Here is a 25,516-nt window from a genome sequence, read left to right on the forward strand (position 1 = left end):
GGATGATATCATCCTTGACGTTCACATCAATACTCCAGAACTGGAGATGAAGGCAGATGTTCTCCACCTCCGCCCTTTTCTTCCAGACGGCACAGGGCCTCCGCACGGCGGAGGCAGGAATCCCACAGGGAAGCCTTTTCCGGAAACGGGAAACACAGGGAGTCGCTCAGCTTTTCCACCCGTTTAAAAGAATCCTCCCGGTCATAGGCGTTCAACCCCTCCAGGCGGGAAGCTAGCCCATCCAGCCAGGGAAGAGGGTCATGGCAAATCAGGGGCAGATCGCATCCGGCCCGCAAGGACAGGAAAGCGGCGTCATCCGGGGAATACTGCGCCGCAATCGCCCCCATGCACAAATCATCCGTAAACACCACGCCCCGGAAGCCAAGGCGGTCGCGCAGAAACCCCCGGATCACCCGTTCGGACAAGGTGGCGGGATAATCGGGATCAATCTGAGGCAGCATGATATGGGCGGACATGATGGAGGATAATGCCGGGCACAGAGCCAGAAAAGGCAGCAAATCCGTCTTGAACAACTCCCGTTCATCCAGGTCAACCACAGGAAGGCTGAAATGGGGATCCGCCTGGGCACGGCCCATGCCGGGAAAATGTTTGCCGCAACTCTGCACGCCGCCCCGGCGCAGGTTGGAGGCATAAACGCCGCCGCGTGAAATGACGTCCTGCGCATTGTCTCCCCAGCAGCGGCCGGGAAGCGCGTTGGCCGCGGACGGATCATGGCAGATATCCAGCACCGGGGCAAAATTCAGGTTCACCCCCAGGTAGCGGAGAGCCAGGGCCGTCACCGCGGCCAGTTCCACCATGCCGCCAACCGAACCAAGCCGGGCCAGCGAAGCCGGGGAGGGCAGATGCAGGCCCAGGGAAGCGGTGCGCACCACCCGGCCTCCCTCCTGATCCACGGCAATGACAGGATGGTGGAGGCAAAGTTTCCGCAGTGTCTCCGTCAGCCCGCGCACCTGCTCTACGGAATCAATATTCCTGGAAAACAGAATAAAACCCGCCGGCTGCCAACGCCGGATAGCAGCCTCTTCCTCCGCGCCCACTTCATGGCCGCTTATGCCGATCAGGGCCGGGAGCATGAATGGAAAAGGATTAACGGCCCAACAGGGAAGTCCTGGTGTACAGCGGGTAAACGGGAATGCCGCGTTCCTCAATCGCCTGGCGTCCGCCTTCCTCGCGGTCCAGCAGCACCAGGGCGGCGGCAACCCTGCCCCCTTCCGCCTCAATGGCGTCAATAGCCTTCAATGTGGAGCCGCCCGTCGTGATGACGTCATCCACCACGACCACGGTATCCCCGGCCTGGAAATTGCCTTCAATGCGGCGGCCGCGTCCATGGTCCTTCGGCTCCTTGCGCACGGTGAACACCTGAAGCTTCTTTTCCGCCCCTTCCAGAGCGCTGGTCATGCCGACGGCCAGGGAAATAGGGTCCGCCCCCATGGTCATGCCGCCGATGGCCGCCACCTCCGGGAAACGGGGCAGAATATCCTCCTTCACCAGCTTCCAGCCCAGAGCGCCCACCAGGGTGGCCCCTACGGGGTCCAGGGCTGTCATGCGGCAGTCCACATACAAGTCGGACACCTTGCCGGAAGCCAGCGTAAAGGTTCCCGTACGCACGGATTTTTCCAGAAGAATGCTTTTAAGAAGATCGTATTGTTCGCTCATGAAAATAGGGATGAATGAAGTGGTCCGCCGTATATAACAGATACCCTTGGAATAAGCAACGGATAACAGCATGCAAATCTTGACAAAAAGGAGGACAGGCCCCATAACCTGCCTGTCATTTTCCCGTTCCCATGAAATCCGGCATATTGACGCTAGTTTCTATCAGTTCCGCTCTTGTTTCCTGCACATCGTACGAGAGGCCCCCGCTGTTTGACCAAATCGCCGGAAAAATCCAGGGCGTGTCCGGGCGGGACGATTACCTGTCCGGGGTGGGCTCTACCTCCGGCGTCAACACGGACCTGCCTCCGGAAGCCCGTCTGGGCCAGGGATATTGGGACCTGCCGGCGGGCACCCAGGGGGAAAAGCACATCATCATTGACCTCAAGCAGCAGAAAGTCTTCTACTACGTGGGAACCACGCTCGTGGGCGTTTCCCCCATGTCTTCCGGCAAGGAAGGCTACGGCACTCCCAGGGGAACATACAAAATCATCCAGAAAGACGCCAACTACAAATCCGGCACATACGGCGTTCTGCGCAGCAAATCCACCGGAGCCGTCGTCAACGGGGATTACAACGCCAGGGCTGGCGGAGCGCCGGCAGGAACCTACTTCGACCCCGCCCCCATGCCCTACTGGATGCGGATTACGGGAGGCTACGGCATGCATGTGGGTTTTGTCACCGGATATCCGGTCAGCCACGGCTGCGTGCGCCTGCCGGAGGACATGGCCAAGACATTCTTTGAACACACTCCCATCGGCACCAAGGTCACCATCCGTTAGCCGTTTCCTGCGCGGCATCGCGCCGCAGAAATGCCACACTTTCCGGAAACCGGCGTGTTTCGTATTCCCGCCGTCCGGAAGCGTTCCGTGCTGATAACTGCTCCCGTTTCATGGCGCAGCTTCCTCACTCCGGCATTGACAAACGGCTCCGAACCTTTTTGAATATACGGGATCTTTGACCTCTTGATTAGTCATGACAATCCCTCTTCCCCCTGCCCTGCCGCCCCATTTCAACATAGGCGGCTATAAAATCACGGCGCTTGTAGAAAGCGGTCCGGACTATCATCTGTACCAGGCTCTTTCCCCGGAAGGCCATGCCGTCCTGATACGCGAATTCTGCCCCGGGGGCCTCGTTACGCGTGACCTGGCCAGCGGAGAACTGGCTGTCTTTCCGGAAAATGAATCCCAATTCGCCCAGGCCCGGGAAGCTTTTGAAACCCAATACGCAGCAAATGCAGAAAGCAAGCTGAGGGGATTCGGCACCGTGCTCTTCCTTTACCCGCTTTCTCCGGCGCAGCCCCAGCCGGCTGTAGCGCATGCCCAGGCTCTCCATCCCGCCAAAAAACCGCAGCAACCGCAACTGCGGAAACCCGTAGTCGGCGCCGCCATCCCCGGAACGCCGCTGCCGCGGGTAAAGCACTCCGGAGGGTTCCCGGTCATCACGGTCATTGTGACCGGGATGCTCGCCCTCTTCGGATTTCTGGGCTACCAGATACTCAAGGATAAAGAAGAACCCGTCGCTAAAGCCGTTACCGTGCCCGTACCGGCTCCGCCCAAGCCCAAATCCAAGCCCGCTGCGCCAAAACCGGAACCCGTGGTGGTCGCTCCCGAACCGGAACCCGTGGTGGTCGCTCCCGAACCGGAACCGGAGCCTGAACCGGAACCGCCTGCTCCCGACCTTTCCCCCTCCCCGGAAGTCATTGCCATGGAAAAGGCTTTACGGGAGGAAGCTATCGCGTCCAAGGGGAAATTTTCTGAAAAACTGCTGAACAAATATCCCTATTACGCGGAAGCCTACGTACGGGATTACGTAAAAAAACGCGGAGGCAGTTTTTCTCCGGATTTTGAAAAATGGCTGAAAAACACGAAAAACAATCGTGAGGTCTTCGCCATGTTTTTCCCGCCGGACCCCAGCGTCGCCACCAATGTGGCTTTCATGATTGATGAACTGGGGCTGGAAACGACGGAAAAATATGACCAGCTCGTTCTGGCGTTCGCAGTAGGACGCCGCGAATTCGGCATGGGGGCCTTCGACCTTACCCAGCAGGGCCGCTACATTGATGCCCAGGGCAAGCTGAATGACCTGAGATCCTCCGGAGTCATGCCTCCGCCAGCGGACCTGTATTGCGCCGGAAAACCGCCCGTCAACTGGTATGGGAACGCTCCCCGCACCGTGGATGAGGAATGCTACAAAAAGGTGGAAGCCTATCTGGACCGCAAAAAAATCACCCCAAAGCAGGCCTGGCTCAGGAAATACCCCACCGTCTCGGAAATCGGGGACTCCGCCATTACGGAAGACAACCTGGCCGGCTTTCTGCACGAATACATGTACCGCCACGGCCAGCTGAGGCGCAAAAGGGACCCCTTCCCCACTCCGGTGGAATTCTTTTCCTACCTTGTGGATAAATATGAACATTGCGGTGATTTGCGCGACGTGGACCGCAAGCGTGTGGAATGGACCGGCGTTTCCCTGGAAGGAACGCCCTGGCCGGCCATGATGGCCCTTTCGGAAACGCGACCTCTGCGTGAGTGCGACAGCGTGTGGGAACGCTACATGGGCCAGCGGGGCCCGACCCGCCTGTGGCTGTACGGCCCCTACCGGGCGGATGACGACAAGGAACCGCCCATCCTGTTCAGCTTTGACCCGGATCCGGAATGGTCCAGGGAATCCAACGAACGCAAGCTTCATGAAGGCGGTGTGTGCGGCACCATGTCCCTTATCTCCCGCAATTCCCAGATTGCGCGCGGCATTCCCGCCGCCCCCGCCGGGCAGCCCGGCCACGGCAATCTGATGACCACCCATTTCAACGGTAACGGCTGCTGGCTGAGCGTGGGGCAAAGCGTGGACACCCTGAAAGCCACCACGGGATTCTGGTACTTCCGGGATTCCAACGCACCGCGCACCGGCAATGCGGAATACCAGTCCGGACTGGCCCTGTCCATGAACATCGACTATGAAAAGTTCATCGACAGCCGCTTCGCCATGAACATTTACAAACTGGCGGCCATCGGCTCCACCACGGAAGAGACGGCCGCCCCTTCCGTCACGCTCCCCAAGGAATTCACGCAGACCGCCATGAGGACCGTGCTCAAAGCCAACCCGTTTTATACGGAAGCCTGGTACACGCTCTTCAAGCAGGAACCTCAGGACCTCATGGGAGCCACCAAGATGGTGGATGAAGTAAGGGAGGCCCTGCCGGACGGCATGGGCATCAGAAAACTCTGGAAAACGCGCAAATACGTTCCCTCTGTAGGCCGTGGCGACAAGAACGGCAAGGAAATGCTTGCCAGCCACGCCAAGGAATACGTCAATGTGCTCTGCTCCGTAATTCTGGAAAATGCCTTGAAACAGGAATATGACTATAAGACCTTCCAGTGGGCCGAACTCATGTCCTGGCTCAAGTCTGAATCCAAGCGCAACTCCTACCCGGAGCCTCAGGCCGCGTATCAGATAGCGTATGCCAAGGCCCAAGGCGCAGACAGGCTCAAAAGAACCGTAGACAGGGGATTCAAGAAAGCCCTCAACTTCTACCGGGACGACAACAACGCCCTGAAGGAGCCTAAGGATGTGGATCAGGAGGAAATGTCCTTTTCTCTGGACGCCCTGTGCCAGGCCCTGCCCAAGGAAGAACTGGTCCCCTGGATGAAAAACATGCTGGACACCTGTCCGGACGGGTTCAAATACAAGCCCAAAAACAAGAAGGAAACGAAAATCCACCCATTCTACAGCGCCCTGACGAAAAACTACATGTCTCTGGCTGACGATTCGGAGAAATCCCGCGTCAAGTCGGAAATGAAAGAGGCTTCCGACAGAATTCTGGAGCTTTCCCAGGACAAGAAAGGCGATGGGAATGGGTCCTCCGGACGCCGCCGGAGACGCTGATCCCCCGCTTCCGTGCACCTCTACGTCCACATTCCCTTTTGCCACCGTATTTGCCCGTACTGCGCTTTCTTCAAGCACACGCCGGCCTCCACGGACATGAAATCATTCATCCGAGCTCTGGGCAGGGAGGCGGAATCCCGCGCAACCGCTCTGGCCACGAACCGCGGAGGGGAAACGGCCACGCTTTACTTTGGCGGGGGAACGCCCTCCATGCTCTCGGACACGCATCTGGGGCGTCTCATGGAAACCCTGGACCGTCTCGTGCCCGTGGACAAACTGGACGAATTCTCCTTTGAGGCCAACCCCGCCACCTTTACGGAAAAAAAAGTGCGCTTCTGGCGCAGCCTGGGCATGACACGCGTCTCCCTGGGTGTGCAATCCCTGGATTCCGGCATCCTGCATCTGCTGGGGCGCGAACATACCCCGGCCCAGGCTCTGCACTCCGTGGAAATGCTGAAAAATGCGGGAATGGCCCATATCAACATGGATCTCATGTTCGCCATTCCGGGGCAAACCCTCTCCATATGGGAAGCCACCCTGAAGGAAGCTGTCCGCGCCGGAACGGACCATATCTCCGCCTACAACCTCACCTATGAAGAAGACACGGAATTCTTCCGGAGCCTGCTGCGGGGGGAGAAAAGGCAGGATCCGGACGAAGACGCATCCTTTTTTGAACTGGCGGAACACATGCTGGAGGCGGCAGGCATGCGCCACTATGAAACATCCAACTACGCCCGGGAGGGCTGCCTCTCCCCCCACAATATGGCCTACTGGAAGGGAGAAGACTATGTAGGCATAGGGCCTGGCGCGGTCAGCACCATCAACGGCATACGGTACTCCAACACGCGGGATACGGACGCCTACATACGCAGCACGCTGGAAAACGGCCTCCCCCTTTCCGAACAGGAACCCGTCACCGAGGAAGACTACCGTCTGGAACGCATTGCCCTGATGCTCCGGACGGATGAAGGATTGCCGCTGAAATACATTCTGCCGGAATCCCGTCCTCTGCTGGAACAATACCGGGAACTGGGCCTGGCGGACATTTCCCCGGAACAGAGGCTCATCCTGAAAGGCCGCGGCCGCCTGCTCGTGGACGCCATCGCGGCGGAACTGTGCTGAATGGCATTATTTTCCTAACTTAATATCAATAAGTTGGAAATAAATTAGAAAAACGATTAAAATTAATTTCTTGACATTTTTCAATTTTTATCTCCCATTATTCCATAAATAGACAGATATGTTCCATGCATCCGCTGTTCAACATTTCCTCTGTTTCTTTGCTGGCAGGACTTCTTTTCCTGTTGCAGGCCTCCTTTAACCACGCATGGGGAAGTAGTAAGCCGCCGGCATCACCACAGGAGCCCCAAACGTTCATCCTGCCCCTTTACCTGAAATCCACGCCTCTTTCTGAAAAAAGGCAGGTCTTCCGGAAATCCCTATCCGCCTTTCCTTTTGCTAAAAAGAATCCGAGAATCCATCAATTTGTCCGGGAATATCCGGCTTTGACCTTTGACGAAGGCGTATCTCTTTTCGTTCAACGGACCGCCATGGGACAAACACCTGGTGATGTTTGTGCCCGCCTCAATGAATTGACAGCCCTGATGCAGCATAAAAATATGCAATCAGGGCAACGCCGCTCCTGCCTTACCGGATTTTTGGAAAATGCCTTTCTCCGGACGTACTCCCCCTTGGATATGGAAGCTTTATCGCTTTGCGCCCTGATGGAACTGGAAATGGAGGAAGGATGCCCATTGATCCTTCGGTCTCGCATTTTAAAAATTTGGGAAAGCGCAGCTATATCCATGGAAAAAGGAACCGGCATGCAAAGAAAACTGGCAGCTCTTTTATTTATAAGGACACTGCGGCATGGAAAAGAAGATCCTTATTTAATGGCCCGTTGCGGATACCGGTTAGCCAATCTTTATATACGCATGAATGAACCGCAAAAAGCCCAGTGGGCAGCATCCTTTATTCCGCCTATTCGGGGCATGGAAGGCGCCCGTGCTTTAATCCGGAAATGGACAACACCCGCTTCCAACAAAAAAAAGCGTAAAAAATAATCTCATTCAACCTGCCTGATCATCATATGGACAACGCATTCATCTCCCGATGTTTTCTTCAAATGCCTGTTTTGCTTGCAATTGCCGGCATTGCTGCACTATCTGCCCTCCTCGCAAAAGGACAACAAATTTATGAAGGGAAGACAACATTGGAATATTCCCTGTCTCCGGTTGAAGTGGTAGCCAATCTTTCCCAGCTTGCAGATAAATTGAAACAATGCTGCGCCGGAGAAGTGAAAATCCCAAATACAACGAAAGTCACTGACCCAAAATCTCCCTCTACTATTCCTTATAATGGAAAAATTTCCCTCAAGGATTTTAAGGATGAACGTATTAGCCAACCTACTACTGTTGCGTGGCTTTCATTGGTTTCCGACGATGGGTGCGACATTTCTTATACCACAGGGAACGGAGAAAAAACAGACTGGTTAAAAGAATACGGAAAAGGGCATGACATTTCCAAAGGGCGCCGGGATTGCCCGCATGTCCTGAAAGCAGGTTCTTACAATTTCCAAATCAAATATTCGCAAACCTATTACAATCCCAAGCCGGGCACAAGTGATTTGGACGGCATCAGCCTTGTAGTCGCTCCCATTGTCGTGGACATTTGCATTGGAGAAAAATCGATCCCATATAGTAAAAGCCACCTTTTCTTGGAGAAAAAAACAGAACTCCGGCTCGCTATCAACAAAATTTACCTGGCAAAAGGGCCTTCCGAAAACTCCGAAGACATATCCATCACATGGGAAGCTCAAACTTACTCCAAATGCCCGCAACGATTTAATGGAGTTATTCTGGCGTGCAACCATACGTTCCAACCAAACAACGGCGCCTGGAAACCCATCGGCAAAGGCCCATGCATCACCTATACTCCAACGGAAGCAGAACTAATTCGTGTGACCATCGGTGATAAAAGCTTTTATTACGAAGGCATTCCCAATCGTTTAGGAGAAATTTACTGGGCCATCCGCCCCTGCCAGGGACTGCCCATGGCAAACCATCACTTTCTGCTCTTTGTCCCTGACGACCCGGTAAAATTAAATCTTCCGAACCCTGGGCTTGCTAACTGCACCGCTATCCCCGGAATGAAAATCATCACTATCGGAGGGGATGCAGGGCCAGAAATCAAATACCGAAAAAAACTCAAAATCATCCCAGCTGCCGGAACCGTTTATTATAAGTGGATTTATGAATCCCTATCTCCTCCATTTGCTCAAGCAGGTGTAGCCAGCAAATATATTGATTGCTTAACTAACATGGTTTACCATAAAAATGACAATCCTGATATAGTAGCTGTTGAAAACTGGTTCAAAAACAACCATGATAAAAAATTTACAAATTTTACAAATATCATAGCCATTCAAAACAAGGAACTATTTCAAAAAGTTCTTCATTTTTCACAAAGTTATAATGAGCAGGAACGATATCTAACCAATCCATCAACTAACCGAAATCCAGAAAGTACAGAAAATGGATCAAATTGTGCTTCCTTAGTTTCTTCTATTTTACAGTATAGCGGAGCCACTTGGGAACAGATACTTGAATCAGCTGACACAAACGGCATTGATGTTGGAGAACGCCATCTTATCCCTATTAAACGTTTTAATCCCTAATTTTCATGATACAATCAACCACCATAGCATTCTTATCGTCGGCTTTTATATATTTCTCAGTTTGCCAAGGAGATATTTGTCAAATCAATGGTCTGAGTCCAGAAGATTTGAAAAATCTCTCTTATGACCCTCCAAGGAATGAATTGCTTTCTGAGGCACAAGATAAAAAGGCATGGCAGACATTCGTTGAAACCTATGAAGTGCCTGTAGGTAAAGTACAGGATTGGTATAATTCCATCAGGGATAAAGATTCCGCTGATGCTGCAGCCGATGCGTTCAAGAGAGATGTCCTGCCCATTCTTAAAAAGCTGACGGGACGTTCTGCTGATATAAAGAAACAAGTCCTTGCTATTCCAGCTTCTTCTGAAATGCAAAAACTGATTCTTTCACGTATCCTCACATTGCAGAGCCGCTTGCTAATAATTTTTCTTCCTATGCAAGACAGTAAAAAGTCAAGTTCCGATGCTTATTATCATGGCAGTGAAAAACTCTTTGACATATTTCTAGGTCTAACGTCAACAACAGCCATGGATATTTCAAAATTTATTGAAACTCAAAATGAAGACCAGGAAAGCATTGAAGCAGCTTTCAAAGAACCATGGACAGAGACATCATCTTCTTAAAAAGCAGGTTACATAGAAATTGCGTTGATCTCTATTGAATTTCCATCCTTCTTTTATTCCCCTTCATTCAGGAACCCTGTCATGCTTCCATAATCTGATGATCTTGAAATACTCAATCTTCCTCACCGGTTGCATCTTCCATTTTTATTTATGTTCAGCATCCTATGGGGATACCTGCCAAATCAATGGACTGGAGCCGGAAGTACTGAAAAGCCTTTCTTACGAACCGCCCAACAAGGAATTGCTCTCCACCGGACAAAATCAAAAAGCATGGCAGACTTTCATTGAAAACTATGAAATCCCTATCCGTAAGGTTCAAGATTGGTATAATTCCATTGTCGATAAACAATCTGCCGATGCCGCAGCCGATTCTTTCAACAAGGATGTTCTGCCTATTCTTAAAAAACTAACGGGACGAGCTGCAGACATGAAAAAACAGGCTCTTGCTATTCCAGCTTCTTCTGAAATGCAGAAATTCATATTCTTACGCATTTCTCAGCTGCAGGGACGACTGCTAATTATCTTCCTGCCTATGCAAAATGAAGAAAAGGCGAGTCCAGAAACATGCTACCGTGGAAGCACAAAACTTTTTGAAATTATTCTGGGATTAACATCCCCATCAATGATTGACATTTCAAAATTTATTGAATCTCAGAACGAATCACAGGAAAGTTTTGAAACCGTTTTCAAGGAATCATGGCCTGAAACTCCATCTGCTTAAAAAGCAGTTTACAGCAGAATTGTGCTGATTACCATTTCCTCCCCTTTCCGTTCCATCATGATTCAATACCTGATAATCATGAAATATTCCATCATCCTCACATTTGCATCTTCCCTCCTTATTTATGATTCAACATGCTATGGAGACGCCTGCCAAATTAACGGTCTGAGCCAGGAAGAGTTGAAAAATCTCTCTTATGACCCTCCAAGGAATGAATTGCTTTCTGAGGCACAAGATAAAAAGGCATGGCAGACATTCGTTGAAACCTATGAAATACCTGTAGGCAAGGTACAGAATTGGTATAATTCCATCGTGGATAAAAATTCCGCAGACGCAGCGGCAAAATCTTTTTCTACGGAAGTTTCACCTATCCTTAAAAAACTTACAGGACCCGCTGCCGATATGAAAAAGCAGGTTTTATCTATTCCTGCTTCATCCGAGATGCAAAAATTTATTCTTTTGCGCATTCTTCAGCTTCAAAGCCGTCTGCTGGTCATTTTCCTACCTATGCAGAGTGAAAGGGAAATGGACGACAACACCTGTTACCGAGGCAGTGATCTTCTTTTCGATACTATTCTGGAACCTACAGCTCAATCAGCCCTGGACGTTGCCAAATTCATTGATTCCCGGAATGAATCCCAAGAGCATATAGAAGCTTCATTTAAAGAGCCCTGGTTCACATCTGCCGAATAAATTATTAATAGTGCAACTATTCTAACCTTTATTTGGCGCAGGATGTGAAAAGCATCTTTCCGGAATCCCGTCCTCTGCTGGAACAATACCGGGAACTGGGCCTGGCGGACATTTCCCCGGAACAGAGGCTCATCCTGAAAGGCCGCGGACGCCTGCTCGTGGACGCCATTGCAGCGGAACTGTGCTGACGGATAGTTTTTCCGCCTCAGAGATCAGCAGTCTGCGGAATCCGATGCGAACCGAACACTGAAATAAGCGGGCATGGTCTACTTTGTTCCCTGATTTTCAATATCCAAGGAGCATCCCGCAAAAAAAGATACCGGTATCTGCGTATTCGGATTTTGTTTTTTTATCCCGGCTCTTTGGGAAAGGGATTTCTTTTTGTGACCATGCGGCTCTCTGCAAAAAGATTCCATGCAACGGGAATTTCAGCAAGGGGCGCTTCACAAAAACAATACTTCACGCCGGCAACACCCACGTATCTAATCAATCTGGAACTGGCGTGCCATTTTTTTCAACCACCAGTCCCGGTGCCTCATCTCGTCCCGGCTGCGTTCCAGTTCCCGAAGCTCGCTGCCCCGCATCCCTCCCTTCATATAGCGTTCATCCAGCTTGCGCGCCTCCGCACGGGTATCTTTCCGCAGAGCTTTGTAAAACTGGGCCCCCGTCACCAGCCCGCCGGCTGCACCGCTCCGACCCACCAGGTTCATGTAAAGTTTCTTCAGCCTGTTGTAATCCTCCACCACCTGGTTATATTTCAAAGCGGCGTACTGGTAACGCTCCTTCCAGTCCTCCGGCCCCGGATTGACCAGACGGTCATCCAAAGAACCGGGAACCGGCGCGGAAGACGGGGATGCCAGCCCTCCGGAGGATAATGACGTAAGCGGCGGAGGCTGGGGAACGGGCCTGCGGCTTGTCTTGGGAATACCGCCGACCGTCACGGAAAGGGGGGAGCGTTCCTCCAGCAGAGCGTCCATGCGTGCCTGTTCCAACGTTTCCCGCAGATGGGCACGTTCTTTCTGCAGGGACGCGTTCAAGTCGCGTTCTTCTGAAAGCGACTGCTTCAGCGACCGCATGCCGCCGGACATTTCCGAGTAAACCAGCGCATAAGCCCCGATGCACCCCAGCAGAAAGCCCAGGCCCAGCATGATGCCCCTTTCCCGCCACGGTCCAGGACTGCGTTCCGGAGCCGGTTCCGAAATGTCCGGTTCCGGCTCATGGGAAACAGTCAGGTAATGTTCCAGAGGGCCCTCGTCAGGCATGGGCTGATTCAGGGTTGGGACGGGAGAAACGTCGGTTCAGGCCTGTTCCGGGCGGATGCAGTCCGCGCCGAAATACGGCACAAGCGCCTCCGGAATCCGGATGGAGCCGTCCGGCTGCTGGTAAGTTTCCAGAAGGGCCACATACAGCCGCGGCAGAGCCGTGCCGGAACCGTTCAGGGTGTGGCAGAACTGGTTCCTGCCGTCGGCATCCTTGTAACGCAGGCGCATGCGGCGCGCCTGGTAGTCCGTAAAACAGGAACAGGAGGAAACTTCCAGATACTGCCCCTGTCCCGGAGCCCATACTTCAATATCATACGTCTTGGCGGAGGAAAAGCCGAGGTCGCCCGTGCAAAGTTCAATCACGCGGTAATGCAGCCCCAGTTTTTGAAGGATGGATTCCGCATGGCCGCGGAGAACTTCCAGCTCCCGGAAAGAGTCTTCCGGCTTTAAAATCTGCACCAGTTCCACCTTGTCAAACTGGTGGACGCGGATCATGCCGCGGTTGATGCGGCCGGCGCTTCCGGCTTCCCGGCGGAAGCAGGGCGTGTACGCGGCCATCTTGATGGGCAGGTCGCTTTCCTGTAAAATGGTATCCCGGTACAGGTTGGTGACCGGAACTTCCGCCGTGGGGATCAGGAACATCTGCTGGTCTTCCGTGCCGTACATGTCTTCCTCAAATTTAGGAAGCTGGCCGGTGCCTTCCATGCACTCCCTCTTCACCACAAACGGAACGCCCACTTCCTGATAACCGTTTTCCACGGTCTGCGTATTCAGCAGGAAGTTGATCAGGGCGCGTTCCAGACGGGCGCCCGCCCCACGGTACACCACAAAACCGGAGCCCGTAATCCGCGCTCCGTCTTCAAAGGAAATCATGCCCAGATTCGCGGCCAGTTCCACATGGTCCTTCGGGTTTTCAATGGCGGGCTTTTCTCCCCACAGCTTGATTTCCGGGTTGGCCGTTTCATCCGCGCCCACGGGACATTCCAGGTGCGGCAGATTGGGAATGTTCATCAGCAGGGAGGTGAGCTGGGCTGCATTTTCCTCCGCGACACGGTCCAGTTCCCGGATGCGGTCCCCGATTTCGCGCACGCGCGCTTCAATAGAGGACGTGTCTTCCCCCTTCTTTTTGAGCATGCCGATCTGCTTGGAGGTGGCATTGCGCTCGGACTGCAAGGCCTGCTTTTCCGTTTCGGCATTGCGGCGCGCCTCATCGCAGGCCAGAACGTCATCAACAAGCTTCCACGCGTCGCCGCTGCGGGGCTTTAACCGCGCTTTCACTTCTTCCGGATTTTCTCGTATTACACGGATGTCGAGCATAACGCGCACAGCTTGCACTCCATCCCCCCGCCACGCAAGCCAAATGAACGGCCTTCCATGGAAAAACGTTACCCTTTCACGGAAAAACGCTGCGCGCAGAGGCATGCTTTCCCGAATGCCGCCCCTTTCCGGAAACTACCGTTTTTCCCGTGTCAGACAATGATTTTTTTCCTTCTCAGGAAAACCGTACAGCAGGAGGACCGGACTCTCCATGTTTCCGGGAATCATGGACATCCGGCGCCAGGGTGTATTGCAGGAAGGACCGGGAAGGAAATTCCTCCCGTTTTCAACAGGCGGAGTTCCTTTCATCACTATTTGTTCTTGAAGAATCCGGGCGGCTAAGGATAGTGTAAGGACATCATGCAACAAACCGCACGCGCCGCTGTCCTGACAGCACCAAAGACATTTGAAATCCGTGAATATCCCATTCCCGCCATCGGAGACGATGAAATGCTGATCAAGGTGGAAGCCTGCGGCGTTTGCGGAACGGACGGCCACGAATACAACCGGGACCCCTTCGGCCTCTGCCCCGTGGTTCTGGGCCATGAAGGCACCGGGGAAATCGTCGCCATGGGCAGGAATATCACTAAAGACACCGCCGGAAATCCCGTAGCGCTGGGGGACAAGATCGTCACCTGCATCATTCCCTGCGGCACCTGTGACGCCTGCCTGAATACTCCGGCCCGCACCAACCTGTGCGAAAATGTGGGCGTGTATGGCCTGATGCCTGACGACGACGTGCATCTGAACGGCTACTTCGGGGAGTACCTCGTCATCCGCAAGGGCTCCACATTTTTCAATGTTTCCGGCATGACGCTGGACCAGCGCATTCTGGTGGAACCCGCCGCAGTGGTGGTCCATTCCCTGGAACGCGCCAAGTCCACCGGGCTCCTCAAGTTCAATTCCGTGGTGCTCGTGCAGGGCTGCGGCCCCATCGGCCTTCTTCAAATCGCCACGCTGCGCACGCTGGGCATTGAAACCATCATCGCTGTGGACGGCAATGACTCCCGCCTGGAACTGGCCAGGGAAATGGGAGCCTCCCGCACGTATAATTTCACCCGGTACGCGGATCTGAACGAACTGCTGGATGCCGTGAAAAAGGACAACGGCGGCCGCCTGGCGGACTTCGTCTTTCAGTGCACGGGCGTAGGCAAGGCCGGGGCCAACGCCTGGAAGTTCGTGAAGCGCGGCGGCGGCCTGTGCGAAGTGGGCTTTTTCATGGATGGAGGGGAAAGCGTTATCAACCACCATTACGACCTCTGCAACAAGGAGGTGACCGCTGTAGGCTCCTGGGTGTACTCCCCGCAGGACTACCCAACTACATTCGACTTTCTGAAGCGAGCCTACGGCATCGGCCTGCCGCTGACCAAGCTGATCTCCCACCGCTTCAAGCTGGATGAAATCGCGGAAGCCCTGGAAACCAACGTCCAGATGAAAGGCATCAAGATTGCCGTCATCTGCGGCTAGCCGGAAAACTCTTCATTTCTTCCCATGCCGCCGTTTTTCAAAAACGGCGGCTTTTTTACGCCATCTTTCCCCGTAAAAAACACTCAGCCTCCCAAAGATTAATCATCATCCCAATCCAGAAAACGGCCCGTATTGGGAGGACAGGCCATAGCGGAAACGATTTTTTCCTTCAACCGCTCCAGTGCATCAGGGTCAAGAACCATGGGTTCGCTCGCTTTAAGGCACAAACCTTTCCGGTACACCTGCCTTTCCAACGTCAGATATTTATTGACGATGCCATTGGAATTCAGGGCGGCGTCAACGACGAAATGCAGCAGATAATCAGCATCTCCAAGGTAGAAATCAAACTCATAAATCCAGGAAAAACAGTATTCTTCGTCCTCTTCGCAAATCATTTCCCTGGCAGGAATTCCGCAATCATACAGATGATTGAGTTCCCTCAACAGGGTCAGAATATGCTCACGCCTCCGCACGGTTACCTGGCATCCCAGCTCCCCAACCATGCCCTGAAGGCAGTCGATGACCAAATCATCACACTGTTCTTCCATGTCAAGGAGAACTTCCCGGACCTGCGCCCACTGCCGCTCCAATGGTTCCTCGGAATACATAAACCGGGCAAAGGGGGAAGGTTCACCTGCCCCAGCGTTCCGTAATGCCGCCGTAGGAGTCAATGCGGCGGTCACGGAAAAAGGGCCAGATGCGGCGGTGGTCTTCCAATGCGTCCAGGTCAAGGTCCGCGTACAGGATGGCTTCATCGCTGACGGGAGCCTTCGCCACAATCTGGCCATAGTAGTCCGCCACAAAGGACTGCCCCCAGAATTCGCTTTCCCCTTCCGTCCCCACCCGGTTGACGGCGCAGACATAGCAGCCGTTGGCTACGGCATGGCCGCGCTGTACGGTTTCCCACGCGCAGTGCTGCTGTTCCCCCAGCAGGGGCTTTTCCTCCGGCAGCCAGCCGATGGCCGTGGGGTAAAAAATGATTTCCGCCCCCTGCATGGCCGTCAGGCGCGCGGCTTCCGGGTACCACTGGTCCCAGCAGATGAGCACGCCGATGCGGCCGAATTTGGTGTCGAACGCCTTATAGCCCAGGTCGCCGGGGGTGAAGTAGAATTTTTCTTCAAACCCGGGATCCTGCGGAATATGCATCTTGCGGTACATGCCCAGGAACGAACCGTCCGCATCCACCACCCAGGCGGTATTGTGGTAAAGCCCGGTGGCGCGCTTTTCAAAGCCGGAGGCAACAATCACCACGCCCAGTTCCGCCGCCAGTTTCCTGTGGGCTTCCGTCAATTCCCCGGGAACAGGTTCCGCCAGGTCGAATAAATCGCATTCCTCCGTCCTGCAAAAGTATTCCGTGGTAAAAAGTTCCTGGGTGCAGACAATCTGCGCGCCGTTGGCGGCGGCTTCACGGATGGCGGATTCCGTCTTTTCCTTGTTCACGGAAGGCCGGGCATCTACGGACAGTTGAATGAGTGCAATTTTCGGCATGCCCCTTCCTTACCCCGTTTCCCTTCCCATTCCAAGCAGGGAAAATGAACGTGGCGCGATTATTTGGTGGAAAACGGCCCGGAAAGTGCTATGAAATTGCAATATGGAACCCGTCACCCCCACTCTGCCCGACGACGACGTAGCCGCCATTGACCGGCTCGGCGCCATTTACAAGGAGCTTTCCTCGGAATTGAGCAAAATGATCATTGGCCAGCAGCGCGTCGTGGAGCTGCTGAGCATCGCCCTGTTTTCCCGCGGGCATGCCCTCCTGATGGGAGTTCCGGGCCTGGCGAAGACGCTGCTGGTCAGTTCCGTGGCAAAAACGCTGGACCTTAGTTTCAACCGCATCCAGTTCACGCCGGACCTGATGCCCGCGGACATTACCGGCACGGACATCATCCAGGATGATTCCGCCGGCGGCAAGCGCCAGTTCGAGTTCATCAAGGGGCCCGTGTTCGCCAACATCGTGCTGGCGGACGAAATCAACCGCGCCCCCGCCAAAACCCAGTCCGCCCTGCTGGAGGCCATGCAGGAGCGCCGCGTCACCGTCATGGGCCGCACCTTCACCCTGCTCCTCCCCTTTTTCGTGCTTGCCACCCAAAACCCCATTGAACAGGAAGGCACCTACCCCCTGCCGGAAGCCCAGCTGGACCGCTTCATGTTCCTGATTGAAGTGGACTACCCCACGGAGGAGGAGGAAATGCGCATCGCCCGGGAAACCACCGGAACCCGGAGCGAGGAACTCAAGCACATCCTCTCCGGGGAGGAAATCATCTTTTACCAGGATCTGGTGCGCCGCGTTCCCGTTCCGGAACATATTTACGAGTATGCCGTGAAACTGGTGCGCGCCACCCGCCCCACCCTGGAAACTTCCCCGGAATGGGTAAAGCAGTATGTAGCCTGGGGCGCAGGCCCCCGCGCCGTCCAGTTCCTGATTCTTGGGGCCAAGACCCGCGCCGCTCTCCAGGGCAGCTACATCGTCCGCAGGGAAGACATAGACGCCATTGTGGAACCTGTGCTGATGCACCGCGTGGTCACCAACTTCGCCGCGGAATCCCAGGGCATCACGCCCCGTAAGGCCGTGGCGCGCCTGACGGCGGAAATCTGACCGCCGTCCCGGCATCATCAATCCCCTTTCCCTGCCCCATGAAATACCTGAATCACAACCTGCTCAGCCGCCTGGGGAACCTTCCCCTGGAAGCGCGCCACAGCATGACGGGGAACGTATCCGGCCGCCACAGAAGCGCCAGCCGCGGCTCCTCCGTGGAGTTTGCGGAATACCGCAAATACGTGGCCGGAGACGATACGCGCCGTCTGGACTGGAAAGCGTATGCACGGTCGGACAGGTATTACATCAAGGAGTTTGAAGCGGATACCAACCTGCGCGCCTACATCGTCATGGATCTTTCCGGCTCCATGAATTATCATCCGGAGCAGGTGGAGACCAAGTATATGCGCGCGTGCAGGCTGGCGGCCAACCTGGCTTACATTGCCATCCGGCAGGGAGACGCGGTGGGACTGAGTTTTGCCCGGCAGACGAAGGACGGCGCCGCGCTGCACATCCCCGCCTCCCGCCGCCCCGCCCACCTGAACGTGCTCATCAGCCAGATGGACACGCATTCTCCGCAGGGGGAGACCGTCCTTCCCGATACCCTGCATGAACTGGCGGAACGCGTCGGCCGCCGCGCCCTGGTGTTGATTTTCTCAGACCTGTTCACAGATACGGCGGAGCTTAAAAACGCCCTCCGCCACCTCCATTTCCGCAAGCATGACGTAGCCGTATTCCATCTGGTGGACCAGCTGGAAATAGATTTTGACTTTGACCGCCCCATCCGCTTCGTGGACATGGAAGGCGGCGGCTCCCTGATTACGGAGCCGGACCTTATCGCGGACGAGTACCGGGCTATCGTGGCCAGCTATCTGGAAGAAACGCGCCGGATCTGCACGGATATCAATGCGGACTACCGCCTGGTCGGAACCGGAGATTCCCTGGAAGACGTGCTGACCGGCTTCCTGATGGGACGTCAGAAAAAGAAGGCGGCCGGATAAATGCCCGGCTGTCTCACGGAACGGTTGATTGCTCCGCGGAACGGATGCAGGATGCACCCAGACGCTCCCCGGATTGCAGGAAGCGTCTGTTTTTCATCTCTTTCCCTTTTTCCATTGTGGATGCACCCGTTAAAATGATCGTGGGCCTGGGCAACCCGGGCAGAACCTATGAAGACACCCGCCATAACGCGGGGTTCATGGTGCTTGACCGCCTGGCCGCCCGGTGGGGGGCCGTATTCAAGGCGGACAGGCAGCGCAAGTGCGAGGTGGCCGCCGGCCCCGGCGTCCTGCTGGTGAAACCCTCCACGTTCATGAATGAATCCGGTCTGTGCGTGGGCCCCATGATGCGGTTTTTCAAACTGGATCCCCGCAGCGTGTTCGTCATTCATGATGAAGTGGATTTCCCCCTGGGCGTGATCAAGCTGCGGGAAAAAGGCTCCGCAGGCGGCCACAACGGCATTAAATCCCTCATCGCCCACATGGGCACCCAGGAATTCCCGCGCCTCCGTTTCGGCATCGGCCAGCCCCGTGGCAAAGGGGAAATGATAGGGCACGTGCTGGGCAAATTCCGCCCGGAGGAACGCGAGCTTCTGGACGTGACGCTTGGCAAGGCGGAGGACGCCGTGCTGTACACCATGGAACACGGCATTACCAGGGCAGGCAATATTTTCAACGCTGTTCCAGGCTGACAGCCGCATGAAAGGCCGCCCCATTTGCGCCATGACGCATCCCTGGACGGGCCGGAGAGCGTTTTTTCCTGAAGACGGAGCAGTCCGGGCTGCAGGATGATACGGCTGCCTCAGGCGCCCGGCGGCGTCCAGGAATACTCAGGGGGCGCGCATGCCTTCTTTTTTCGCCCGCCCGCCATGTACGGTATTGCTAAACAAACGGGAATCCGTTAGGATTTTTGCACCTTTTCCCCTCTCCTCAGGACCAATCCTGCTTCATCTTCATGGCTGAATTAAGTTCACAAGCTCCCCGCAGGCACATGCAGGCCAACAAAAGGCGGCATCCCAAGGCAAAGCCCAGGAAACGATTCTGGAGCTTTATCCGAAAGCTTGTCCTGTGGTGCCTGGTGATGGCGGCTATCGGCGCGGCCGTGGGATACTTCGGATTCATGATGGCCTGGAAACGTTATGACAACTGGGCGGCGGAATTTGATCTGGAACGCATCAATGACCTGGAAAAACCCAGCATTATTTATGACCGGAACGGGGAGGAAATAGGCCGTATTTATGTGGAGAACCGCAGCTACGTCACGCTGGACAAAATCTCCCCCGCCATGATTAATGCGCTGATTGCCCAGGAAGATTCCCGCTTCCGGGAACATCCGGGCTATGACTTCCTGGGGATTCTGCGGGCAGGCCGGGAGTATATCCACAACAGCGGGGACGCCAACCAGGGCGCCTCCTCCATCACCCAGCAGCTTGCCAGAAATGCGTATGACCTGAAAAACCGTGCCAAAGCCAGGAATGAGGGCAGCTTTGGCCGCAAATTCGTGGAAATAGCGCTGGCGCGCCGCATTACGGAACGGTACAGCAAGGACCAGGTTCTGGAATTTTACCTGAACCGCGTTTACTTCGGCAGTGGGTTTTACGGCATCCGGGCCGCTTCCCTGGGCTACTTCGGCAAAGAGCCGGCGGATCTGACCACCCGGGAGGCCGCCTCCATCGCCGCCCTGATCAAAAACCCGAACGGACTTTCCCCTCTGAATAATCCGGCTAGCAATCTGAAATGGCGCAACCACGTTCTCAACCGCATGGCCAAGGAGAAATACATTACGCCGGATGAAGCGGAACGCCTCTCCGCCATGGAGCTGGGGCTGAATCCCAAGCCGCTGAAACGCGGCGTCTCCCACATTTACGACCGCATTTCCTCAGAAATCACCGCATACCTGGGGGAGGAGCGCGTCAATGCCGCCGGGCTTAAAATTTACACCACCATTGACAGGCAGCTCCAGGAAGTTACCGGAAAAGCCCTGGAACAGGCTCTGGAAAACATTGAAAAACAACCCGGTTACCGTCATCAGAAGGCCGCAGACTACCACAGCGGTTCCGCGAACAAGCCGCGCTATCTGGAAGGAGCGCTGCTGGTGGTGGACAACAAATCAGGCGCCGTCCTGGCCTACCACGGAGGCAGGGATTACACCAAGCGCCAGTATGACGCCATCAGGGACGGAGCCCGCCCCACCGGCACCTCCATCCTCCCTTTCCTGTACGCTACAGCCTTTGACACGGGAAAAAGCCCTGTCACCCGCATTCTGGACGATGCCATCGACAACCGCCTGACGGGCATCGGCGGTTCGGAAGGAATCCTGGGGGAATGGGGGGCGGAAAACTCCAAAAACCGTTATGAAGGCATGATTACCGCCCACCGCGGCCTGTCCGCCTCCAAAATCGCCGCATCCCTGCGCATGGGGATGGAGATGGGCACGGCCCCGTTCGTCAAGAAGCTGACGGATTTCGGCATCCGCAAGCCCGTGAGGGAAGCGGGCAGCACGGAAGTAAATCCCGTTTACCGCCCCAAAATTTTCGTGGGCACGGAGCCTGCCTCCCTGAAGGAAATGACGCTGGCCTACACTGCCATCCCGAACGGGGGTTCCCGCCCTCAGGATATTTACTATCTGGACAGGATAGAAGATGAAGACGGCCAGCTGATCTGGGAATCCACCCAGGCGATTGAAACCCGGAACAATGCCCAGATACGGAAGGGGGCCACATCCACAGCCACGGCTTTCCAGCTTCACAACATCCTGAATTCCTCCCTGAAAAACGGTTCAGCCCAGCGCGTTGCCCCGTATCTGCCGAAAAACTTCAAGGGCGGCGTGAAAACAGGCACCACGTACGACTTCGCGGACAACTGGCTGTTTGGGTATGACAGCCGCATTACCTGCGGCATCTGGGTAGGGTTCCTGGAAGGCAAAAAGCCCATTTATCACGGAGCCTTCTCGTCAGACACCTGCGCTTCCGTGCTGGGCGCCGCCATCACGGAAGCGGAACGGCAGTTCCCTGCCGGAGAACTGGCCCCTCCCCCCAGCGTAGAACGGGTGGAAATCTGCCTGACCACCGGGAAGAGGGCCACGCACAGCTGTTATGACATTGACCCGTCGGATAAAAAATACCGCCGACACACCATATTCGAATACCTCCGCAAGGGGGATTCCAGCCTGCCTTTCTGCGACCTCCACGGGGAGGACGTCTCCGCACCCGTCTCCACCTTCACGGCCCAGAACCGCATTCTTCCCCTGCCGCCCATCCTGCCCACCAGGCCCATCCTCCAGGGGGACGATCCCTACCATACGGAGCTGAACCAGGTCCCGGCCAACCGCAACTTTGAACTGCTGGGGGCTGGCGAAAACGTGCCGGAAGCGCAAGCCATTTCCGCAGATCCCGTTTCTTCAGACCATACGGATACAAGCATTACGCTGCCGGCGCCCAGGCCCATCACCATTCCCGTGCCGGAATTCATCCACCTGTAACTTTTTCCCCTCATGCCTTCCCCATCCCAGGACACGGTAGCCTGCACATGCCCGTCATGCGGCAACCTCTTCGCCGTGAAGGCGTCTTTTCTGGGACGCCAGGTAAAATGCCCCATCTGCACCGCTTCAGTCACAGCCAGGCAGGAAGAAAAGCCCAGGCCGGAAACGGAAGAACAGGACGCCGTCCCCTGCCTCTGCCATATTTGCGGCAATTCCTTTGCCGTCAGGGCCGCCTGCGTAGGCAGCCGTGTGGAATGCCCCGTCTGCCACTCCGCTGTCACGGCCGTCAAACGGGAAGAAGCGCTTTCAACATTCCCGGGCCGGACGCCTGAAGCTGCAGAGAAAGCGCCCGGAAATCCGAAACACACGGCTATTCCGCCATTTGCCGCCGGTGTTCCGCACACTTCCGCGTACTCCGCTCCGCATACACCGCTCGCACCAAAGAAAAAGACGGACAAACGGACCATTTCCGTTCACGGGCCCACCACTCCGGGCCCCAATAAATCCACGACAAAAATCCGTAAAAGGAAAGAGGGAAACGCCGCTCCGGCCATTGCCGCGCCACGCTGCGCCGCCCTGGCCCCGGAAGAGCCGGAATACCGCGCTGCCGCCGCGGATACCATGCGCAGTGAACGCCGGCCCACCTGGCATATATGGCTTTTTGTCGCGGGACTGGTTCTTTCCCTTCTGGGCGTGTTCATGTTCCTGCGCGGGAGGGATATGGAAGCGGAAAACTCCAAACTTCTGAATATCTCAGACCGGTTCGTGGATCATGAAGCGCTCTTTTCACAGGAAGTGAATAAAGACCTGCTGGAGCAATTGCAGCAGAGGGAGCGGCAATACCTCATAGCCCACAGCCGCAGGGAGGAAGACCGGAAGGCGGAATCCATTTCCCCCCATATTACGGCGGCCATGAATGAACTGGCCCTCTACTGCATGGCGGAATCGGATGAAGAGAGGCTCAACTACGTAATGAATCCCGCAGCCGTAGCCCCCAAAATGGCCTATTGGGCCTCCTACGGCCAATACAAGGACTACCTGCCCCAGGAAGCGGGCAGAAGCTCCAAAAACGGGGACCTGCTTCAGATCTCCGTGCTGATGGACGACAACACTATCCGCCCTGCGGTTTTCCTGTATGACCGGAATTCAGGAAAATGGAAGCTGGACTGGGAAGCCTGGGAGGGCTATTCCCCCATGCTTCCGGCGGAGCTGGAAGCCAAAAAGCCCTCCACCCCCGTTCCCGTCAGAATCATCCTAAGCATGTCCGGCATTTATCAGCCCCCTTTCCTGGAGGAATCCTCCGCGGAAAGCTACCGCAACACGTCATATCTCAACTTCACCCTTGAGTTCCCCAACGGGGAACGCCTGAATGCGTACGTGGACAGGTATTCCCCGCTTGCCCTGGAACTGACCAGGCTGCTTTACAACGGCCCCGTGCGCACCTGCGTGCTCATCCGCTATCCGGAAGACCTGCCCGGAAACCGGGCCGTTATTATTGACCAGCTTCTGCACTCCGGCTGGATGAGCGACGCCACCCGCAGGCTTCTTCCCACCAATAATTGAAAATCAAAAATCGGTTCCCGCTTTCCATGAGTTCCAAAGCACTAGCGCAAACACAGGACAAAGCCCTCCAACTCAACCTGGCTTCCACCATTTACGGCACCTTTGCGGAAATCGGAGCCGGACAGGAAACGGCCAACTGGTTTTTCCGGGCATCCGGAGCCGCCGGAACAGTGGCCAAAACCATTTCCGCTTATGACATGACCGTCAGCGACACCCTGTACGGGCCGGTCAAGCGCTACGTTTCTGAAGAACGACTGAAAGGCATGCTGGACTACGAATTTACCCAGCTCGTCAACCGCCTGGGCCCCCAGCGTGGCAAAGACACCCGCTTCTTTGCCTTCTGCAATACGGTAAAAGTCAAAGGCTACCGGGACAACGGCCCCTGGCATGGCTGGATAGGGGTGCGCTTCCAGCTGAAACCGGAGGCAAAACCGTCCGACCTGATTATTCACGTTCGCCTGAACGACCCGGACCACGACCGCCAGATGAAGGACCTGGGCATCCTGGGCGTCAACATCCTGCACGCCGTCTTTTTCAAAAGGGACCGTCTGGAGGAATTCATTGAATCCCTGGTGGACAATCTGGATCCCCGGCTGGTGGAAATAGATGTCGTCCGTTTTGAAGGCCACGGTTTTTCCATGGTGGACAACCGTCTTTTCGCGCTCCAGCTCGTCCAGTCCGGCCTGACGCCGGCCACCCTGTTCCTGGCGAACGGCCAGGTGGCCCAGGCGGCGGATGTGCTGTACAAGCGCCCCATCGTGTTGATGAGGGGCAGTTTCAACCCCGTCTGCAATCTGCATCTGGAAGTCATGGCCCAGGTGAAAAAAACCTTCCTCTCCCACATCAATGAGACGCAGGCGGACCGCTGCATGGAAATTTGTGAAATATCCATGAATAACCTGCTCCGCGGCGATGATGTGGACCATCTGGAATTCCTGGACAGGGCGGACAGCCTCAAGGCTCTCGGCAAAAACGTTCTGATTACCAAAATGGCCCGTTTCGACAACCTGTCCGGGCTGCTGGCGCGCTACACGAGAGAACCCATTGCCATCGCCCTCTCCATCGGCCTGCTGAATGAGCTGTTCAAGGAAAAATGGACGGAGGACATTCCCGGAGGCATTCTGGAATCCTTCGGACGCACCTTCCAGAACAAAACGCGCCTGTACGTCTCCCCGTGGCTCAACCGCAAATCCGGGGAATTCGTCACGGCACGCACTTTCCGCGCGCCGGAACAATACGTGCACCTGTACCAGCACTTCCTGGCGAACGGCCTGGTGGTGGACGTGCCCTTTTTCAATGAATTCCTGCTGCGCCACACGCCGCGGGACATCCAGCGCATGATCGCTGCGGATGAAGACATCTGGAAAACGCTGGTTCCGGAGGAAGCGCACCGTTCCGCCCTCCACTTCCGCTGAGTTCCTTTTCAGCAGGCCGCCCCTTCCTCCCCGCGGCACGGCCCTCCCAATGCCGCGGTCTCTCCGTTCCTGAAACCGGATAATCCGGCACGGCCCCTCCCGCCTGCCCTGCCGGGCTTCCCGCCACTGGTCAGGAAAACTTAACAATTCCGTAAGATTGTCTTGCCATAAGGCAGGAATCTCATTAAGGTCTTCGAGTTCCATT

22 protein-coding genes are annotated in these 25,516 nt (G+C 55.4%); 16 read left to right on the top strand and 6 right to left on the bottom strand.

Annotation, left to right across the window (positions count from 1 at the left end; all coding sequences use genetic code 11):
- Positions 1-26: 26 nt before the first annotated feature.
- Both nagZ and pyrE read right to left on the bottom strand, forming a co-directional pair.
- The gene (gene nagZ / locus BHW66_RS00970) at positions 27-1,094 is read right to left on the bottom strand and encodes a beta-N-acetylhexosaminidase (RefSeq protein WP_215833544.1); all 1,068 of its coding nucleotides are present in this window, start codon (positions 1,092-1,094) and stop codon (positions 27-29) included.
- 13 nt (positions 1,095-1,107) lie between these two features.
- Positions 1,108-1,677, bottom strand: a complete 570-nt coding sequence (gene pyrE / locus BHW66_RS00975) for an orotate phosphoribosyltransferase (protein ID WP_022197655.1) — start codon at positions 1,675-1,677, stop codon at positions 1,108-1,110.
- 131 nt (positions 1,678-1,808) lie between these two features.
- Between pyrE and BHW66_RS00980 the strand changes: the two genes are divergently transcribed.
- The 9 genes from BHW66_RS00980 (at position 1,809) to BHW66_RS01020 (ending at position 11,460) form a co-directional block, all read left to right on the top strand.
- On the top strand, positions 1,809-2,456 hold the full coding sequence (locus BHW66_RS00980; protein ID WP_215833545.1) for a L,D-transpeptidase: 648 nt from the start codon (positions 1,809-1,811) through the stop codon (positions 2,454-2,456).
- A 193-nt stretch (positions 2,457-2,649) separates the two neighbouring features.
- Positions 2,650-5,559, top strand: a complete 2,910-nt coding sequence (locus BHW66_RS00985; RefSeq protein ID WP_046435142.1) for a hypothetical protein — start codon at positions 2,650-2,652, stop codon at positions 5,557-5,559.
- Positions 5,560-5,571: 12 nt separating this feature from the next.
- Positions 5,572-6,681 (top strand): radical SAM family heme chaperone HemW, encoded by a 1,110-nt coding sequence (gene hemW, locus BHW66_RS00990; RefSeq protein ID WP_046435140.1) that lies wholly within the window; start codon positions 5,572-5,574, stop codon positions 6,679-6,681.
- 125 nt (positions 6,682-6,806) lie between these two features.
- Entirely contained in the window at positions 6,807-7,622 is an 816-nt protein-coding gene (locus tag BHW66_RS00995; protein ID WP_046435138.1) for a hypothetical protein, read from the top strand.
- Positions 7,623-7,648: 26 nt separating this feature from the next.
- Positions 7,649-9,235, top strand: coding sequence for a hypothetical protein (locus tag BHW66_RS01000; protein WP_102739699.1), 1,587 nt, complete (start codon positions 7,649-7,651; stop codon positions 9,233-9,235).
- Positions 9,236-9,240: 5 nt separating this feature from the next.
- The gene (locus BHW66_RS01005; RefSeq protein ID WP_022197661.1) at positions 9,241-9,858 is read left to right on the top strand and encodes a hypothetical protein; all 618 of its coding nucleotides are present in this window, start codon (positions 9,241-9,243) and stop codon (positions 9,856-9,858) included.
- Positions 9,859-9,955: 97 nt separating this feature from the next.
- On the top strand, positions 9,956-10,579 hold the full coding sequence (locus BHW66_RS01010; RefSeq protein WP_022197662.1) for a hypothetical protein: 624 nt from the start codon (positions 9,956-9,958) through the stop codon (positions 10,577-10,579).
- Between the two features lie 78 nt (positions 10,580-10,657).
- Positions 10,658-11,272: a hypothetical protein gene (locus BHW66_RS01015; protein WP_128153561.1), complete on the top strand. Its 615-nt coding sequence runs from the start codon at positions 10,658-10,660 to the stop codon at positions 11,270-11,272.
- A gap of 44 nt (positions 11,273-11,316) precedes the next feature.
- Positions 11,317-11,460 carry a hypothetical protein gene (locus tag BHW66_RS01020; RefSeq protein ID WP_022197664.1) on the top strand — a complete coding sequence of 48 codons (144 nt, stop codon included), beginning with the start codon at positions 11,317-11,319 and terminating at the stop codon, positions 11,458-11,460.
- 294 nt (positions 11,461-11,754) lie between these two features.
- Here BHW66_RS01020 and BHW66_RS01025 read toward each other — a convergent pair whose 3' ends face one another.
- Entirely contained in the window at positions 11,755-12,534 is a 780-nt protein-coding gene (locus BHW66_RS01025; RefSeq protein ID WP_022197665.1) for a hypothetical protein, read from the bottom strand.
- A gap of 36 nt (positions 12,535-12,570) precedes the next feature.
- The gene (gene serS / locus BHW66_RS01030; RefSeq protein WP_046435239.1) at positions 12,571-13,851 is read right to left on the bottom strand and encodes a serine--tRNA ligase; all 1,281 of its coding nucleotides are present in this window, start codon (positions 13,849-13,851) and stop codon (positions 12,571-12,573) included.
- 360 nt (positions 13,852-14,211) lie between these two features.
- Between serS and BHW66_RS01035 the strand changes: the two genes are divergently transcribed.
- Positions 14,212-15,318, top strand: a complete 1,107-nt coding sequence (locus tag BHW66_RS01035; RefSeq protein WP_022197667.1) for a zinc-binding dehydrogenase — start codon at positions 14,212-14,214, stop codon at positions 15,316-15,318.
- A gap of 98 nt (positions 15,319-15,416) precedes the next feature.
- Here BHW66_RS01035 and BHW66_RS01040 read toward each other — a convergent pair whose 3' ends face one another.
- Complete coding sequence (locus tag BHW66_RS01040; protein WP_022197668.1) at positions 15,417-15,926, bottom strand: hypothetical protein; 510 nt, start codon at positions 15,924-15,926, stop codon at positions 15,417-15,419.
- A gap of 22 nt (positions 15,927-15,948) precedes the next feature.
- Positions 15,949-16,806, bottom strand: coding sequence for a carbon-nitrogen hydrolase (locus BHW66_RS01045; RefSeq protein ID WP_046435126.1), 858 nt, complete (start codon positions 16,804-16,806; stop codon positions 15,949-15,951).
- A gap of 103 nt (positions 16,807-16,909) precedes the next feature.
- Between BHW66_RS01045 and BHW66_RS01050 the strand changes: the two genes are divergently transcribed.
- From BHW66_RS01050 to BHW66_RS01075, 6 genes are all read left to right on the top strand, one after another.
- Positions 16,910-17,914 carry an AAA family ATPase gene (locus BHW66_RS01050; RefSeq protein WP_215833549.1) on the top strand — a complete coding sequence of 335 codons (1,005 nt, stop codon included), beginning with the start codon at positions 16,910-16,912 and terminating at the stop codon, positions 17,912-17,914.
- Positions 17,915-17,952: 38 nt separating this feature from the next.
- Positions 17,953-18,855, top strand: a complete 903-nt coding sequence (locus tag BHW66_RS01055) for a DUF58 domain-containing protein (RefSeq protein WP_046435124.1) — start codon at positions 17,953-17,955, stop codon at positions 18,853-18,855.
- 44 nt (positions 18,856-18,899) lie between these two features.
- Positions 18,900-19,544 (top strand): aminoacyl-tRNA hydrolase, encoded by a 645-nt coding sequence (gene pth, locus BHW66_RS01060; RefSeq protein ID WP_237970164.1) that lies wholly within the window; start codon positions 18,900-18,902, stop codon positions 19,542-19,544.
- Positions 19,545-19,807: 263 nt separating this feature from the next.
- Complete coding sequence (locus tag BHW66_RS01065; RefSeq protein ID WP_128153562.1) at positions 19,808-22,333, top strand: transglycosylase domain-containing protein; 2,526 nt, start codon at positions 19,808-19,810, stop codon at positions 22,331-22,333.
- Between the two features lie 12 nt (positions 22,334-22,345).
- Entirely contained in the window at positions 22,346-23,896 is a 1,551-nt protein-coding gene (locus BHW66_RS01070; RefSeq protein WP_046435122.1) for a hypothetical protein, read from the top strand.
- 26 nt (positions 23,897-23,922) lie between these two features.
- Complete coding sequence (locus tag BHW66_RS01075; protein WP_046435121.1) at positions 23,923-25,311, top strand: nicotinate-nucleotide adenylyltransferase; 1,389 nt, start codon at positions 23,923-23,925, stop codon at positions 25,309-25,311.
- Positions 25,312-25,516 lie beyond the last annotated feature (205 nt).

Source organism: Akkermansia sp. 54_46 (genome assembly GCF_001917295.1).
GTDB classification, from domain to species: Bacteria; Verrucomicrobiota; Verrucomicrobiia; order Verrucomicrobiales; family Akkermansiaceae; genus Akkermansia; species Akkermansia muciniphila.

Coding starts and splice junctions, on each gene's coding strand:
- BHW66_RS01065 (WP_128153562.1), top strand. CDS start 19,808: ATGGCTGAATTAAGTTCACAAGCTCCCCGCAGGCACATGCAGGCCAAC.
- BHW66_RS01035 (WP_022197667.1), top strand. CDS start 14,212: ATGCAACAAACCGCACGCGCCGCTGTCCTGACAGCACCAAAGACATTT.
- BHW66_RS01010 (WP_022197662.1), top strand. CDS start 9,956: ATGATCTTGAAATACTCAATCTTCCTCACCGGTTGCATCTTCCATTTT.
- BHW66_RS01070 (WP_046435122.1), top strand. CDS start 22,346: ATGCCTTCCCCATCCCAGGACACGGTAGCCTGCACATGCCCGTCATGC.
- BHW66_RS01015 (WP_128153561.1), top strand. CDS start 10,658: ATGAAATATTCCATCATCCTCACATTTGCATCTTCCCTCCTTATTTAT.
- BHW66_RS00995 (WP_046435138.1), top strand. CDS start 6,807: ATGCATCCGCTGTTCAACATTTCCTCTGTTTCTTTGCTGGCAGGACTT.
- BHW66_RS01000 (WP_102739699.1), top strand. CDS start 7,649: ATGGACAACGCATTCATCTCCCGATGTTTTCTTCAAATGCCTGTTTTG.
- BHW66_RS01005 (WP_022197661.1), top strand. CDS start 9,241: ATGATACAATCAACCACCATAGCATTCTTATCGTCGGCTTTTATATAT.
- BHW66_RS01055 (WP_046435124.1), top strand. CDS start 17,953: ATGAAATACCTGAATCACAACCTGCTCAGCCGCCTGGGGAACCTTCCC.
- nagZ (WP_215833544.1), bottom strand. CDS start 1,094: ATGCTCCCGGCCCTGATCGGCATAAGCGGCCATGAAGTGGGCGCGGAG.
- pyrE (WP_022197655.1), bottom strand. CDS start 1,677: ATGAGCGAACAATACGATCTTCTTAAAAGCATTCTTCTGGAAAAATCC.
- BHW66_RS01050 (WP_215833549.1), top strand. CDS start 16,910: ATGGAACCCGTCACCCCCACTCTGCCCGACGACGACGTAGCCGCCATT.
- BHW66_RS01045 (WP_046435126.1), bottom strand. CDS start 16,806: ATGCCGAAAATTGCACTCATTCAACTGTCCGTAGATGCCCGGCCTTCC.
- BHW66_RS00985 (WP_046435142.1), top strand. CDS start 2,650: ATGACAATCCCTCTTCCCCCTGCCCTGCCGCCCCATTTCAACATAGGC.
- pth (WP_237970164.1), top strand. CDS start 18,900: ATGCAGGATGCACCCAGACGCTCCCCGGATTGCAGGAAGCGTCTGTTT.
- serS (WP_046435239.1), bottom strand. CDS start 13,851: ATGCTCGACATCCGTGTAATACGAGAAAATCCGGAAGAAGTGAAAGCG.
- BHW66_RS01040 (WP_022197668.1), bottom strand. CDS start 15,926: ATGTATTCCGAGGAACCATTGGAGCGGCAGTGGGCGCAGGTCCGGGAA.
- BHW66_RS01025 (WP_022197665.1), bottom strand. CDS start 12,534: ATGCCTGACGAGGGCCCTCTGGAACATTACCTGACTGTTTCCCATGAG.
- BHW66_RS00980 (WP_215833545.1), top strand. CDS start 1,809: ATGAAATCCGGCATATTGACGCTAGTTTCTATCAGTTCCGCTCTTGTT.
- BHW66_RS01075 (WP_046435121.1), top strand. CDS start 23,923: ATGAGTTCCAAAGCACTAGCGCAAACACAGGACAAAGCCCTCCAACTC.